This is a genomic window from Actibacterium pelagium, assembly GCF_002285415.1.
Classification (GTDB): domain Bacteria; phylum Pseudomonadota; class Alphaproteobacteria; order Rhodobacterales; family Rhodobacteraceae; genus Actibacterium_B; species Actibacterium_B pelagium.
The window spans coordinates 38,301-53,326 of sequence record NZ_NSBU01000006.1 but is presented as its reverse complement, the minus strand read 5'-3'; the positions used below and the strand labels follow the sequence as shown (position 1 = coordinate 53,326).

Genomic DNA, 15,026 nt, shown 5'->3' with positions numbered 1-15,026 from the left:
GGAATTGATCGCCTTCCCCGATGAAGGCAGATCACACCCATGGGCCGGTTCCTAAACTGCCGTTCTTAGGCTGCCTGCTTTTCAACTTCTCCATGAAGTTCTGAAATCAGGCTGCTCCAACCTTCGGCAAACACAGCTTCCGCATTCGCAGTGCTGGCCGCGATGTCACCCTGAGGCGCTTGCTTCGAAAGTGCTGCTATCGCGTCAGACCATGCTGATGCGACATGCCCCTTGAGCGTTGTAACGCCGTCGGTCGCCTGATCCGCAAGACCGTCCACTTTGGTCAGCACCATCGGGCGGCCCGCTGAGCGTGCTTCTAATGCGACAAGGCCAAAGGCTTCCCAGCGCGAGGGCATCAACACCGCATCAACACTGGCGATTGCCGCCTCGGGCGAGGCGCTGTGGCCGCGGAAATGAATGCGTGGGTCACCGGCAGCTTGGGACTTCAATGCGGGCAACTCGGGCCCATCTCCGAAGATATCCAAGCGCAGCGACGGGTTGGGAACAGCCCGAAACGCGTCGATCAACAAATCAAACCCTTTTTGGCGGTCAAGACGACCAATCGCACCAAAACGTGTGGGGGCCGCATTGGACCGCGGCAAAGACCGGAACCGATCAAGGTTCACACAAGACGCGATGACCCGCAGCGCCTGCGCGCGCACCAAGGCACGATTACGCAACCATTCGCCTTGTGCTTCGCTAACAGCAACTACCCGGTCAAACAAGGCGTAAGCCGTGCGCAACAGCGTGTAGAACCGGGCGCGCGACGGCACGTTCAGGGCCGTGAAAGCCTCGGTATAGCTGTGCTCAACATGTACCAACGGAGTGGTGGCATGACGGGCCCGGAAAGAGATCAGCTTCGGCAAAGAACGCCAGCTGATCGACAGGTGCGAGACGATGATGTCTGCACGAACACCGGGCAACGGACGGTCGCGGCGCACGGACTGGAACGTGTGCTCGGCAGATTGGGCTACCAGCGGGCAGGTCACAAGATGTTCCAAAACCCTCATGACGCCGCCGGGGGTGGTGTCATCAACGATATGCAGAATTACAGGACGGGTACTCATAACAGCCTCGTATTAGTTTTGGGTGGTTTTCATTGGGCGAAGCAGCGATTGGGCCCGCCGCAGGGGGGCGTCGCCAAACCGCGCCAAGGCATGGGCCGCAGCCCAGGTGGTCAGCGTTTTCAGCGGTTCCTCCAGCAGGGGCTTGGTCGAGCTGCGCATGGACTTGCGAACCATGGTCACAGCCGTTGATGCATCGCTACTGCGCACAGCGCGGCGGGCAAGGTAGCGCAGCTGATAGGCTCGCGCCGTGTCTTCGTGCTTTGCGAAGAAAGCCGGATCAAGCGGACGCAGCTTTGTCACTACGCGCTCCCATGTTTCCAGCTGGCGATCAACATTGGCGGACAGACCGCCACCGTTCAAACGATACCCTGTCAGAAGTCCCGGGATCCCTTCGATCACCCAATCCGTGGTCAGGGCAAACCGCAACCAGCATTCGATGTCTTCGGACTGTCGAAAGGTCTCATCAAAAACCCAATCACGCTGGCGCTCGTGCCGGGGACGCCAGGCCAGCGATTGCAGTGCCGCACGGCGAAATACCGGGGCAGACCCATTGCCGATCGGATTACGCTTGAAGACATGCGCAGCCGTGACCCCAGTGAGGCGAGGCCGTTGAGCGTGCCCAGTGGGCTGGCTCGCCTCGTCAATCAGCTCTGACCCGGAATAGCTTAGCCCAACATGCGGAGACTGGTCGAAATGGTCGACATGGTTGGCCAGCTTGTTGGGATGCCAAAGGTCATCCGCATCGCAAAAACCAATGATCTCTCCCTTGGCTTCGGCGATCCCGCTGTTGCGCGCGCCTGCCAGACCCCGATTGGGCTGGCGAACCACGCGGATCCGCGGGTCACACTGGGCGTGCTCTTGTGCGATCTGAGGGGTTTCGTCGGTCGACCCATCGTCAATCACTACAATCTCGAAATCACGAAAGCTTTGCTGACGCAGCGAGACCAAAGTCTCTGGCAGGGTGGAGGCGCAGTTGAACGCGGGAACGACGATAGAGGCCTTCGGCATTGGAAAGCTCCTTATTGGGCAAACAAAGAACGACGCAGGGCGGCCGGCATAACCGGCGCGCAAAGCGCGGCGACTACAGTGGCCGCCCCACGACGCGGAGGGGACAGGAAGGCTCGTGCGTCTTGCGAAAGACCGGCACGGGCAAGGCGAAGAGCAATTTTGGGTTCCACATCCAAGCGCAGGGCCCGACGCGCCAGATAGCGAAGGTGGATCGCTTCGGCTGCGGCATCCGGGGCAAAGCCAAAGCCTGCGGCGGTGGACAGGGCGCGATCGCGTCCGATCCGCATGGCATCCAGATCAGCGGACAAACCGCCGACGCTGGTGCGGTAAAGGACGTGGCGCGCATCCACCCCCAGCAGGGTAAACCCGTTGCCAACCAGACGGATAAGAAGCTCTAGATCTTCATTGTGGATCATACGGTCGTCGAACCCACCCAAAGACATCAGCACCTCGCGGCGGACGGTCAGGTTCGACGTGGTGCAAACGGGGTTTTCGCCCAACAACATGGGAACAGAGACCGGACCCTCTGGCACTGTCGAGACGGTGCTAAGCTTGTCGGGGCAGTGCTGAAAGAAGCCGATTTGGCCATAGATGGCGTCAGCTTGTTGAGTGTCGAATGCATCAGCAACGCTTTGCAGCTTGCCCGGAAGCCAAATGTCATCTGCATCGCAAAAAGCGATGTAATCTCCATCAGCCAGAACCATAGCACCATAGTTTCGCGCGTCGCTTGGGCCTTTCCCATTGTTGCAGCAGGCTTTGAACCGCGGGTCTGCAAGCTCTGCCTGGTAGGCCAATTCGAAGCTTTCATCCGTAGAGCCGTCATCGACGAGAAGTGCCTGCCAATCCGTGAAGGTCTGCGCACGGATACTGTCCAGCGTCTGCGGCAGGGTATCAGCGGCGTTGTAGATCGGGATAACAATGGTGAACTTAGGCATGGGTCAAACGCTCGTTGATTGGTCGGAAGAAGGCGAATTTAAGGGCCGGATAGGCCGCCAAAGTCATGGTGACGCCCGAAACGACCAAGTAGCCCCAGGCGATGGCCGTCAGCCCAAAGGGCGCAAGGACGACCGTGTTCAGCATCAGTGCCAGCGTGACAAAGATGGTGGATTTCAGTTCCTGCCCCGGGCGGCCTTCGGCCCGCATCCAACCCGCCGCAGCGGTCCACAGGATGGTGGGGATTGCGGCAAGGCACAGGACAGATACGACATCGGACAGGTGCGCCCAGTCATCCCCCAACAGAAGGGGCACGTACCACGGCGCCAGAATGGCCTGCAGGATGACAGCCGGGGCGATCAGACCAAGCGACAAGGTCATCCCCTGACGCAGGGCCGCAGCCCGATCATCGCTGGCGCAAAGATGCGGGAACAGGACAACCGACAAGGCGACCGAGAATGAGGAGGCAAGGCTAAGGCCTGCGTTGAAGGCCATGAAATACATGCCCAGCGCCTGCGGCCCCAGCAAAAGCCCAACCAGCAGCTTGTCAGCCTGCATACGAAGGGCTTTAACGACCTCAATCCCCAGAACGGCCCAGCCAAATGTCAGAAATGGGCGCACCGGGGCGGGACGGATGCCCGGAGCGCGGCGCCAAGACTGCAAGCGACGCACCGCGATCAGCCAGAACGGCGCGGTCAGAAGGCGCGGCAAAATCAGCACAATCGCCGTGGGCCAAACCAGCGCCAGAGCGACGGACATCAGGTTAGACAGCACCCGCTGACCGCCAGCAATCGCCGCGATCCGGCGCAGCTTGCCTGCTCGCATGGCCAGCGCCACCTGCACCAGACCGGCTGGCATGAACAGGTACTCGCCCGCCAAAACAAGGATCAGGAGGCAAATCATCACCGACCCACCGCTTAGCCAAAGGGCCGCAGCGATCGCGGCCTGCACAGCAAACAGACCTAGGCACCAGATCCAGAACAGCCGATGGGCCGTGGCGCAGGTGGCCTCTAGCGCGTCATCCTTGGCCGCGATAATCCGTTGACCGACGCCATTTTCAGTTAAGGACTTCAGAATGTCGCCCGTTGCCAAAGCCGCGGCTGCGATGCCGATGTCAGTCGGGCTAAGAAGCCGGGCGACCGCAATCACGACAAACAGGCGCGAGGCTTTGGTTGCGGCCTCAGAGGCGCCAAAGGCCATCAACTGGCTAACAAATGGGGGCATCTTAATTGACAAATCGAGGACTCCGTCGGGGATCCTCTTTTATTACCCTGCGTTGGCCCAGCCTGTCTTCGGCGCGGCCGGACGGGGATGGGTCGCGTTTGTCTTAAGCCCTATCCCCTTGGATAGGTTTTTAATCCGCACCAATAACTGGCGTCATTAATCAACTCAGAGTATCTCTGGAGCAAAGATACGTTAGAGGATGTCATGCTGACCAAAAGCTCCAGGACTTACTGCGCCAGCCTGTGTGTGGCTGCGCTGACCGCCTGTGGGTCAGCGCCGTCGCCTGAAAACCTTCCGCCCGTGAAAACGGGTGAGGCCTATCAGGCGCAATATCGGGACCCACAAACATCCGGGTCAGAGCCAGTTTTGATGTCGGAGCAGATGAACGCTGCCTCTTGTCGCCCCTATCTGGGCCTGACGGGTGATGGCGCTGGCAAAGGCGGGGCGCTAGCCGCAGCCTCTTTGCGCGGAGAGCGCCTCTCGCGGAACGACCTGATTGATGTGCGCATCGGTGAAGACGACACGTTCAACGGCAGCTACGTGGTCTCACGTGATGGCCTTCTGAAATTGCCCTTCCTTCCCGCGGTCCGCGCGCAGGGCCGCAGCCCTTCCCAGATAGAAGCGGATTTGGCGCAGTTTCTGGTGGAAGACGGTTTCTATACCTCCGCACCACGTATTTCCGTCCGGGTGGCTGATTATGCCAGCGTTTCGGTCGCTGTATCCGGCGCAGTGTTCGAGCCCCACGGGGTCGAGATCGGAGGCAAGTCCGCCGATCAGATCGACAGTGCGCGCCAAGCCGCCCTTGGCGCGTCGACCGAAGCACGAAACCTGTCGGCGGCCCTTCGTTCTGCCGGAGGCGTGCGCCCGGATGCCGATCTCTCCGCAATTACGCTGTATCGAGGTGGGCAAAAATACCAGCTGGACCTGACAGGAGTTTTCCAAGGGCGCAACATGGTTGATGTCATGCTGTTGTCTGGGGATGAGGTCGTTGTGCCCTCACGCCTTTGCTTTCAGGATGGCCTGATGCGGCCAAGTCCGGTCAGCCCTCCGGGCGTGTCGCTGTTCATGTCGAACCTGACGCAACCAGCAACCAGCAATGCGTCATCGGCGATCGGCCGCTCTGTCCGCGAAGTGCCGTATGGCACCCGGTTCATGCAGGCGGTTTTTGACACCAACTGCGTAGGCGGCGTGCGCGCGACCAGCGCTCATCGGTCGGCCTTGCTGTTCACCCGCGACCCGATCACCGGCGTGTCGATCGTGATTGAGCGCAGCATTGAAGACCAGCTGCGTCGCGCGGACCGGGACGACTATGACCCTTACGTGCTGCCGGGTGACTCGATTGCCTGCTACGACAGCGGCGTGACAAACGTCGCCGACGTAGCGCGCGTTCTGGGCTTGGTCGGGGTCGGGCCGCGCTGATTTTTGCGCAGCTCTAACCGACCGATGGTTCGGGCGCTTCCTTCCACGCTTTCCGAGCCAGCCTGATCGCTTCAAGCATCGCAGGTTGGTCCCCGGCGTCGGCATGGCGTTCGACCTGAACCAAGACTTCCCGCAGGTCGGCTTGACCAAAGGCTGCCGCGCTTCCGGCAATCATATGGCACCGATCTGCGATCGCGCTTAGATCATCAGGGGTGGTGTCCAGCCAATCAAACAGCTCTTTCGACTCCACCAGATACCGATCGATGAAACCGCGTATCGCGTCATTTTCTTCAGTCTTCTTGGGGGCGGCTGTTGCCGCGTCTTTTGAACCGGACACGTTATTCAGAACGATCTGAAGTTCATCCCGATTCAATGGCTTACCCAAAAATCCCGACATTCCGCCCGCAGTGAACCGATCTCGGGCGTCAGGAAGAACATTCGCGGACAATGCGACGATTGGGATATATTTGCAGGGACCGTTCCCGTCACGGATCGCCTTGGTTGCGGCCAATCCGTCCATGACCGGCATACGAATATCCATCAGGATCAGGTCGAAGGCCTGAGTCTCGGCAATGTGCACGGCTTCTTGCCCATTGCGCGCCTCTATGACCTCGTGGCCAAGCCGCGTCAGGATTTCGTTGGTCAGATGCAGATTGATTTCATTGTCTTCGACCACAAGGATCGTCAAAGCCCGAGCCTCTAGCGTCGGGGCCTCAGGTGTACTGTCCAGCTGTGCCTCCGCGCGCTTAAAGGGGAAGGTGAACCAAAAGACACTGCCCTCACCCAAGGTGCTTTCAGCGCCGATTTCGCCCCCAATCGCCTCGACAAAGCGGCGCGCAATACCCAGTCCCAGACCGGTTCCCGCAACCCCATCTTCCAAGGGTGCGTGCAGGCTTTCGAAATCGTTGAACACACGCGGCAGATCTTCTTCGGAAATCCCAATGCCGGTGTCGATTATACGGATCTCGATCTGGCCTGATCCATCACCCTCTGAACGTTCGAGTTCGATCGCGATACGCCCGTTTCTGGTAAATTTGATCGCGTTCCCCACAAGGTTCAGAATGACCTGCTGCAAACGAGACGGATCCGCTTCGATCCAGCTTTCTGAGGGGCCGATCCAGCTCCACTCCAGCAGGTTACCATGGGCCTCGGCAGCGCTAAGCTGGCTGTCGACGATATCCTGCATCAAATGGCCAATGTGCACAGGTTCGGTGCGCGATTGAGTGGCCCCGGATTCGAACCGCGCGATGTCCAGCACGGCGTCCACGTGCGCCATCAAAAGCTTGCCGGAAATATCCATGTTACGCGTGTAACGCGCCTGACGTTCGGAAAGGTTGGTATCCTCCAGCAACGACAGGTTCCCCAACACACCGTTCAACGGGGTTCGGATTTCATGCGTCATCATCGCCAGGAAATCGGCCTTGGCCTTTTCACCAGCCACCGCCTTGTCGCGGGCGTCGACCAGTTCGTTCTCGGCTTCGACCAACGGAGAAATATCCCGCAGGAAGCCAATAATGATATCTTCATCTCCAGACTGAGCGGTCTCAAGGGCAAGCTCCACCGGAAAGACCTCTCCGTTCTGGCGCTTGCCTTCCAGACGGACGCGCCCATGGCCAACCACATGTTTGCTGCCGTCTGCGGCGTGACGTGCCATGCCTGCCTCATGCGCGTCGCGCAAATGGTCGGGCACGAAAATCTCGCCAATGGACTTGCCGACAACTTCATTCGCGTTGATCAAGAAAATCTTTTCGGCAGCGGCATTAACCTGCAGGATAGCCCCCTTTTTGTTGGCGACGACCACCGCATCCAACGAGGTTTGAAGCACCGTGTTCAAGCGCCTAAAGGCCCCTTCCGCCTCGGATCTGCGTGTCTTGGCCTCATGACCAACTTTGCGGGCGTGTTGAAGAAGGTACAGCAGCGCAATAACCAGACAAACCGCCAAGCCTCCTAAACGTAAAAGTGTGTAGGAAAGCGCAATCCGGCTGTCGTCTGAATCTTCGGCAAAGACATGAAGGCCCGAATTTGCCAGTTCACGGACAGCCGGCCGCAACAACGCCATCATCTCTGAAATTGGGGCCAGCGCCGTTGTCAGATCCTGATCAGGCCCGTCGATGATCGGTATCATCTGATCCAGCGCCGAAAGCGACGCCGTCAACGCCCGATCAAACTCCGGCACACCGCGCAACGGTGCGTACAGATCGCCGCGCGCCAAGATTCGAATGCGACTGTAAAAGATGTCAAACTCTCTGCGCACAGAGGCGAGGTCAGGGTCGCTGCTGTTGCGCGCCTGTTCGACCACAAATTGGAAATCAAGAAACTCGACTTCCGCTTGCGACAAGGTCCATTGTGCATTGTCGGATCGGGCCGAACTTAGCAACCGCAAGTCCCTGGTGATCTCGATCGCCAGAAACACAATCGTGGCCGCACAAAGTGCGGCCACAAGGATCAGGATTGCAGATCTTCTGCTCGTGACTTCTTTAAACAGGCGCAAAAGATGCGACCTCCGTTTATACTGTTATTCCAAAACTACTGTCGGATCTCCATTCGGTCGAGTTGCCAGATACTGCGAGAGTATATGACCTCGCTCCTGAATTTGCTTGAAGAGGCAAACGGGTAAATCACCCAAAGGGGGCCTTTGTCACGGCGCGACATGGGTTGCCCGTCCATTTCATAGGCAATGATGGGTCCACCTTCTTCGGCATCGGAAACTGGGATTTCGACTGAGTAGTCATTGATCGCTACGGCCGAGATCAAATTGCCATTCGCCTTGATGTGATCCAGCAGAATATCCAAGCGGACCCCAGTGAAGGTGTGCACGCCTTCAGTCCAATTGGTGTCGGTGGTGATCTGTGTCGCATCCAGCGCCCTCAACATGTCCAGATCGAAGACAGCTGCCTCCCTTGCATTGCTGCCTTCGATCTGGCCAGTGACAGTCAGGATAATTTCGCCTTGGGGCGTTCCAAGATCGTTCGCGTGAGTGAAGGTCGCAAAACCGATGCAAAGGCAGAGAGCTTGGGCTAGTCGGTTGAGTGCCGCGATCATTGAAAACTCCTTAACTGTCTTCCTGTGTCTACCAAGCGATGATCACTACCGACATAGGGGTTTCGGGATGGGTACCCTACCCGTTCGGATAGGGTGCCCGGAAAGACCTTTGCCTAATAGGCGCCGCGGCCAGACAAGACGGCCCGTGCGGTCAGTGCCAGAAGCAGCAGATCCAGCAGGAAGGAACGCGACCGGACATAGGCGACATCCATGTCCACCATCTTGTCGAAGCCAATGTCAGCGCGGCCCGAGACCTGCCACAGGCCTGTAATCCCTGGGCGAGCCTGCAGACGCTCCATTGCGCGCGTCGGGTAGGCCTCGACTTCAGACGGCAGGCCCGGGCGCGGACCAACCAAGGACATGTCACCAAACAGCACGTTCAGCACCTGTGGCAACTCGTCGATCGAGAACCGGCGAATAAAGCGGCCAACGCGGGTAATGCGGGGGTCATGACGCGATTTGAAGCAAACGCCTTCCCGGTCAGAGGTTTCGCGGATCTTGGCCAGACGCGCCTCTGCATCGGTGTGCATGCTGCGGAACTTGAGAATGGTGAAGTGGGCACCGTTCTTGCCGACGCGCACCTGACGGAACAAGGCAGGACCGGGGCTTTCAAGTTTGATCAGTGCGGCAACGGTCAGCAGGATCGGCGAGATCAACAGCAGCAGGGAAAGGCTTGCCGCGATATCGAAGCCACGCTTCAACACGGTATCAATCGAGGTCCGGCTAACGGCATAGCGCGCTGCGCGGGCCATGAAGGCGAAGTTGCCCAGCAGATAACGTTTGGCCATGCGGCGGGGCTCTATCGCGAGCCTCCAGACCCACTCGAGCTTGGATTTACGAACCATCTTGGGAGCCCGGCTAACATTACCGGCCATGAAGTCGAAGAAAGCACCTACTCCAAGGATCAAAGAGGCATTCAGATCGCGCTCATGACGGTCGATCCACATCTCTTGAAGGGGAACGCCCATCGCAACCAGCACAATATCGGCGCCAGACGCGTTGATCTGGTTGATGGCCTCCTTTGGGTTTGCAGCGCCTGCAAACCCGTCCCGGGTGCCGACAATGCGAAGGTCAGGAACTTTCAGCAGTAATTGACGCGCAGCAGCTTCTGCCGTGCCGGGCACACCACCAAACAGAAAGATTGAACGCCCCTGCGCTGCAGCCACGCGCAGCAACTCTGGTGTAAAGTCAGTGCCGTTCAGGTTCTCGGTCAGGCACTGCCCGGTCATCCGAGCGGCCATCTCAACACCAACGCCATCAGGCAGAATAAGATCGGTCCGGCGAAGCGCCGCAGCATAATGGGGGTCCTTCGACCGAAGGTTGGCGCAATGCGCATTCAGAAACGAAACAGTCCGAGCGCCGCCAGCCAAGATCCAATCGATGGTCTGGCGCGTTGTGGCGTCCACGACAGGAACGCCAAGAACGTCTACTGAGTTCAAGGGACGGGGGAAGTCTGTCTGGTGTTTCATGGGTCATACTTTCGTAAGTTGTGTTGACCTCTTTTTGCCCAAACACCCCTATTCGCTGCAATTCCGCACCCGGACAGGACATCGCCCCGAAGGCATGTTCACATCTCTCTGGTGGAGGGTGATCCGCCCCTAATTCGCCAAAACCCATCCAAACGGATAGGCCCTTGTCTGGGCGCCCCGCGATTAGAGAAGAACCGGACCTTAACAACCGGCGCGTTAACTGGTTAGATGTGGGAAATCGCCAAGGAAGGGCAAATATGAAAATCTTGATTGCTGACGACCATGATTTGCTGCGGGACACGTTGACGGCGTTCTTGTCGGCAGAGGACTCTCTTGAAACAGCTTCTGCAGCGACATTGGAAGAAGCCGTCCAGAAAATCCAAACCGAGTCGCCTTTCAATCTTGTTTTGCTCGACTACAAAATGCCCGGAATGAAAGGGCTGGATAGCCTGCGTGAAGTTCTGAATATGGAGGGTGGTCAGCGCGTCGCCCTGATCTCTGGTGAGGCCACGCGCGAGATCGCCGAACAAGCCTTGGAAATGGGCGCTGCCGGTTTCATCCCTAAGACATTGCCCGCGAAGTCGCTGGTGAATGCCGTCAAGTTCATGGCCATGGGCGAGCAATACGCCCCCCTCGATTTCATGAAGGCCCCCGAGGAAGAAGAGGCTCATCCTCTCGCTCAACGCCTGACCCCACGCGAGAACGATGTTCTAAAAGCCTTAACCGAGGGGAAATCAAACAAGGAAATCGCGCGCGACTTGGGCCTGACAGAGCCCACGATCAAGCTGCATATGAAGACGCTCTATCGCAAACTGGGCGTCAACAACCGAACTCAGGCCGCCTTGGTGGCCCGGGACGAAGGGCTTTACTAACCCTACCCTATCCTTGCGGGTAGGCGGCGGCCCAAAGGCCCCGCCTGCCTGTCCCGGCGCGCGGGCGCTTTGAAACGCGTGCGTTGTTAGGTTGCGGGCAAAGGAGCCCGCCATGTCCATTCTGACAGCCCTACCCAAACCGCGACAGGTTTTCGCGATTGTCCGTCAGCCTCTTCGGCAGTTGCGCTTGTCGCGCATCCTGATGGGCGGTCGTCTGACCGATGCGGGGCGGTTGCCGCGCTATATCGCGCTGTTTGCATTGGGCTCGGCGGCGATCTGGGCGCCGATTACCGGTTATTTGAAGACCGCCCCACTGAAATATAGTAGTCACCTGTCGCTGATCCTGCCGGGCTCTGGTGCGTCAGCTTCGGTGAACCTGAACAACATCGGTCAGGCCTCGTCATACGCGAACTCTGCCTTTTCCAGCAATTCCATCAGCCCGACAGAGACCTACAAACGTCTACTTGGCGCAGATCGCGTTGTTCGCGCAGCAGCGGCTTCCATCGGGCATAAACCTAATCTGTTCGGCTCTCCGCGTGTGCGACTGGTCGACCAGACCGCTTTCATCCATGTCGAGATGGTCGGCCCCTCTCCAGAGGCCGCGCAGAAACGCGCAACGGCCTTACTGAACGCGTTTTTCACCGAAATCGACCGCCTGCGTAGTGACGAGATGGCCACCCGCGAGGACAGTGGGCTGGGGGCGATCCGGGAATACAAGGCCTCTGTTGCGGAAACCCGGGCAGAGATCACGCGGCTTCAGCAAGATACTGGCCTGCATTCAGCCGAACAGTTCACGCGGCAGGTCGATGCCAATGACTCTTTGAGGGCGCAGGTCGACACGCTTGCAACCGAGTTGAAGCGGAAAGAGGGCGCAGTCGCACGCCTTCAGGCCCGTCTGGGCACAGACGCACAACAAGCGGCCCTGATCCTGCTTTTGAACTCTGACAGCGCCTATCTGGCCCTACTGGAGACTTTGGCGTCACAAGCCGCCGAACTGACCGATGCGCAATCGCGATATGGCATGCAACACCCTGCTGTCGAACGGGCGCAGTCCGCCCTGAACGCTGCGCGCGCCGCCGCTGTGGAACGCGCGACGACAGTCACCGGTCAGCCCATTGCTTTGGAACGTATGCCTAATGGCGGACGCGCTGAATTGCTGACCGACCTTGTCCAACAAGAAGCAGATCGCAACGGGCTTGCCGCGCAATTCGATGAACTATCGAACCAGCTGCAGGCCCAGACTGCGCGGCTTGACAGACTTGCGCCGCTGGCCGCCCGCCTTGAGGACCGGCAGCGCGATTTCAAAGTGGCTGAAGCCGTCTTTGCCTCGGCAATTGCGCGTCAGCAGTCATCGAAAACCGACATCTTTGCCTCGTACCCGTTGGTTCAGGTACTCGAAGACCCCACCCTGGCGGAATCCCCCTCTTCGCCACGGCGGAAACTGGCCGTAGCAGCAGGTGGTGCGGCCAGTTTCATGCTGTTCATGGCCTTGGTGTTGGCTTGGATCCGCAAACCCGTCATTGGTTACCTACTGGCTAAAGGCACGCCAAAATCATGATCGGACCGAAGAACCCGGCCGAGACCATCGTCTGGAAAACCCTGATCTGGACTTGGCCCTTCTACGCCGTCGGTGCGCTGTACGTGGTCGGTCCGGTTCTTGCATGGATCCTTGGGGGCTTGGCGGTCCTGTCGCTTTACCTTGGCCCTGCGATCCGGGAAGACCTGCGCGCCACAGGGCCGGTCCCACCAATTGTCTGGGCATGGATGGCCGGTATGGTCGTGATGCTTGTTGCGCTTTGGGTAGGGCATCTGGATTGGGACCTTGGGGTTAAGAAGACCATCAAATCCTCGATTGGGTGGGCCAAGGGCTGGGCGCTCATCGCATTGTTCCCCCTTGCCGGTGCCGTTCTGCCAATCCGGCGCGAGGTGATCGTTCGCGCCCAATGCAAGCTTGCCCTATGGACGCTTTGCCTTGCCCCGCTGATGCTGGTCGCCCCTTACATCGGCCTGCCCGAACGTATTTTCACCTCGCCCCTCAAAGCTGTAGGTGGCCCGGGCCCCGAGTATTTCTCGGTCTATCTGTTCACCTTTGACCCGGCATCATGGACACCGCGTTGGCAGTTCTATGCCCCTTGGTCGCCCTTTGCTGCATTGCTTGGCGTGACAACGGTACTGTTTGCGTTGGAAGAAAAAGAGCCCCGCTGGAAAGCCATCGGTCTGGCCGCCGGGACGCTGATGATTCTTGCTTCAAAGTCACGAATGGGGCTGGTCGGGCTTGTGGCCTGTTCCATCGGGCCGCGAATGATGCCGCTTGTCCTGCGTAGCTGGGCTTGGCTGGCCCTGTCTGCAGCCACGGCCTCTTTATCTGTGATCGGGGTTTGGCTTCTGCAGACCCTTGGTGCAGGAGTCGATGCGTTCAAATCAGCCCGCGCTGACAGCACACGCGTCCGCGCAACCCTGCAACGCATTGCCCAAGAACGCTGGCAGGAAGAAGCCGTCTGGTTCGGCCACGGAACCGTGCAGCCCGGGCCCCATCTTGTGGAATACATGCCCATCGGCAGCCATCACACATGGTTCGGGCTGCTCTTCGTAAAGGGCCTGACCGGGGCGCTTGCCTTTGGCATTCCGATGCTGCTGCAAACCGTCTTGTGCCTGGTAGACGCCGCCAAGAACCCACGCGGCTACTTGCCGCTGGGGATCGTTATGGTCTTCATCCTTCTGTCCTTCGGCGAGAACATTGAGATCGAAGCCTACCTGCTTTGGCCTGCGCTATTGATGCTGGGCATTCATGCCCGCGAACTTGCCACGACTAAGGAAATCACCCCAAGCGAACCCGCCGAGGTCAGCCTTGGGCATCATCCGGCGCATTAAGCGTCGACCACGTGCTGTCTTTCGGCGGCGACGGGGGTGTTTCGCAAGTACCACGGTGAATGGTCACCTTGGCAATGAAGTTTGCCGAAACCGGAGCCGTCACAAACAGGAACGCCATGATCAGTAGTTCGTGCAGCGATGGATCCCCTTGTGCCAGAGCATAAAGGATCGAAGCCAAAAGCAACATACCGATGCCAAGCGTACCAACTTTGGTTGGCGCATGCAGGCGGGTCATCGGATCGTTGAACTTCAACAGCCCAATAGCGCCAACCAGCACGAACACCGCGCCGATCAGAAGCGAAATAGCTGCTGCGAATGTTGCAATCGTTGAAAGGGTCATTCGATGATATCTCCTCTCAGGATGAAGCGGGCCAGCGCAACAGTGGAGACAAAGCCCAGCATTGCGACAAGAACACCAACCTCGAAATAGACCTTAACGCCCTGATGCATGCCAAGGGCGACAACCAAGCCCAGAGCGTTGATCACCATGGTATCAAGGGCCAGAATGCGGTCTGCAGTTGTCGGGCCAATGACCAGTCGAGCCATGCACAAGACCTGACCAACCGCCAGCGCAACCATCGCGATGATAAGCGCGAAATCAAACAGTCCTTGGGCTATCGTCATGAGAAAATCTCCAGCAAGCGGCGCTCGTAGCGGGATTTGATGTCATCGCGGACAGCATCCGGATCGTCCGTGTGCAACACGTGAACCAGAAGGCTGTTACCTTCGCTCGACAAGTCGGCAGAGACTGTTCCGGGCGTCAGGGTGATGGTTCCGGCCAAAACCGTGATCGCCTCGGGGTGCTTCAGTTCCAGCGGAACAGTGATCCATGCAGGTTTCAGCTTGGAATTCGGGACCGAAATTACAATCCACGCCACCTGAATGTTTGCGACGACGATGTCCCAAAGCACCATAAAGCTATAGGTGATCATCTTGCCCAAATGGAACGACTTGGGTCGGTCAGGCCACCAGATGGCCGTGATCCGTGGAATGATAATCCCAAGGATAATGCCGAAAACGACCATCCCTGCGCTGATCTTGTTCTGAAGAAGGACCCAGACAACAGCAAGGATCAGCGTCAGTAACGGATGCGGAAACAGCCAGTGATAAACGCGCAGCAT

Annotated in this window: 14 protein-coding genes; 4 read left to right on the top strand and 10 right to left on the bottom strand. The window is 58.6% G+C overall.

Features of this window, described 5'->3' with window-relative positions; translation table 11 throughout:
- Positions 1–65 precede the first annotated feature (65 nt).
- Genes CLM58_RS07200 through CLM58_RS07185 form a run of 4 tightly spaced genes read right to left on the bottom strand, consistent with a single transcriptional unit; the run spans position 66 to position 4,232 of the window.
- Positions 66–1,067, bottom strand: coding sequence for a glycosyltransferase (locus CLM58_RS07200; RefSeq protein ID WP_095595274.1), 1,002 nt, complete (start codon positions 1,065–1,067; stop codon positions 66–68).
- Between the two features lie 12 nt (positions 1,068–1,079).
- Positions 1,080–2,075 (bottom strand): glycosyltransferase family 2 protein, encoded by a 996-nt coding sequence (locus CLM58_RS07195; protein WP_095595273.1) that lies wholly within the window; start codon positions 2,073–2,075, stop codon positions 1,080–1,082.
- An 11-nt stretch (positions 2,076–2,086) separates the two neighbouring features.
- Positions 2,087–3,010 carry a glycosyltransferase family 2 protein gene (locus CLM58_RS07190; RefSeq protein WP_095595272.1) on the bottom strand — a complete coding sequence of 308 codons (924 nt, stop codon included), beginning with the start codon at positions 3,008–3,010 and terminating at the stop codon, positions 2,087–2,089.
- A complete protein-coding gene (locus CLM58_RS07185) occupies positions 3,003–4,232 on the bottom strand; it encodes an oligosaccharide flippase family protein (protein WP_095595271.1) in 1,230 nt (409 codons plus the stop codon). Before CLM58_RS07185 ends, CLM58_RS07190 begins: the two co-directional genes overlap by 8 nt.
- 204 nt (positions 4,233–4,436) lie before the next feature.
- On the opposite strand from CLM58_RS07185, the gene CLM58_RS07180 reads away from it, so the two are divergent.
- On the top strand, positions 4,437–5,651 hold the full coding sequence (locus CLM58_RS07180; RefSeq protein ID WP_095595270.1) for a polysaccharide biosynthesis/export family protein: 1,215 nt from the start codon (positions 4,437–4,439) through the stop codon (positions 5,649–5,651).
- 13 nt (positions 5,652–5,664) lie between these two features.
- On the opposite strand, the gene CLM58_RS07175 is transcribed toward CLM58_RS07180, so the two are convergent.
- The 3 genes from CLM58_RS07175 to CLM58_RS17415 form a co-directional block, all read right to left on the bottom strand.
- Positions 5,665–8,091 (bottom strand): hybrid sensor histidine kinase/response regulator, encoded by a 2,427-nt coding sequence (locus CLM58_RS07175; protein ID WP_233133017.1) that lies wholly within the window; start codon positions 8,089–8,091, stop codon positions 5,665–5,667.
- 86 nt (positions 8,092–8,177) lie between these two features.
- Positions 8,178–8,693, bottom strand: coding sequence for a molybdopterin-dependent oxidoreductase (locus CLM58_RS07170; RefSeq protein ID WP_095595269.1), 516 nt, complete (start codon positions 8,691–8,693; stop codon positions 8,178–8,180).
- A 113-nt stretch (positions 8,694–8,806) separates the two neighbouring features.
- Positions 8,807–10,162, bottom strand: coding sequence for a WecB/TagA/CpsF family glycosyltransferase (locus CLM58_RS17415; RefSeq protein ID WP_095595268.1), 1,356 nt, complete (start codon positions 10,160–10,162; stop codon positions 8,807–8,809).
- Positions 10,163–10,419: 257 nt separating this feature from the next.
- Between CLM58_RS17415 and CLM58_RS07160 the strand changes: the two genes are divergently transcribed.
- The 3 genes from CLM58_RS07160 to CLM58_RS07150 all read left to right on the top strand — a co-directional run bounded on the left by CLM58_RS07160 (position 10,420) and on the right by CLM58_RS07150 (position 13,905).
- Positions 10,420–11,034 (top strand): response regulator transcription factor, encoded by a 615-nt coding sequence (locus CLM58_RS07160; RefSeq protein WP_095595267.1) that lies wholly within the window; start codon positions 10,420–10,422, stop codon positions 11,032–11,034.
- Between the two features lie 112 nt (positions 11,035–11,146).
- Positions 11,147–12,592, top strand: coding sequence for a GumC family protein (locus tag CLM58_RS07155; protein WP_095595266.1), 1,446 nt, complete (start codon positions 11,147–11,149; stop codon positions 12,590–12,592).
- Positions 12,589–13,905 carry a capsular biosynthesis protein gene (locus tag CLM58_RS07150; protein ID WP_095595265.1) on the top strand — a complete coding sequence of 439 codons (1,317 nt, stop codon included), beginning with the start codon at positions 12,589–12,591 and terminating at the stop codon, positions 13,903–13,905. The genes CLM58_RS07155 and CLM58_RS07150 overlap by 4 nt, the downstream gene beginning before the upstream one ends.
- Here the strand turns inward: CLM58_RS07150 and CLM58_RS07145 are convergent.
- From CLM58_RS07145 to CLM58_RS07135, 3 genes are read right to left on the bottom strand one after another with little or no spacing between them, the layout of a single operon-like run.
- A complete protein-coding gene (locus CLM58_RS07145; RefSeq protein WP_095595264.1) occupies positions 13,877–14,245 on the bottom strand; it encodes a Na+/H+ antiporter subunit G in 369 nt (122 codons plus the stop codon). The genes CLM58_RS07150 and CLM58_RS07145 overlap by 29 nt on opposite strands.
- Complete coding sequence (locus CLM58_RS07140; protein ID WP_095595263.1) at positions 14,242–14,529, bottom strand: K+/H+ antiporter subunit F; 288 nt, start codon at positions 14,527–14,529, stop codon at positions 14,242–14,244. The genes CLM58_RS07145 and CLM58_RS07140 overlap by 4 nt, the downstream gene beginning before the upstream one ends.
- Positions 14,526–15,026, bottom strand: a complete 501-nt coding sequence (locus CLM58_RS07135) for a Na+/H+ antiporter subunit E (RefSeq protein ID WP_095595262.1) — start codon at positions 15,024–15,026, stop codon at positions 14,526–14,528. Before CLM58_RS07135 ends, CLM58_RS07140 begins: the two co-directional genes overlap by 4 nt.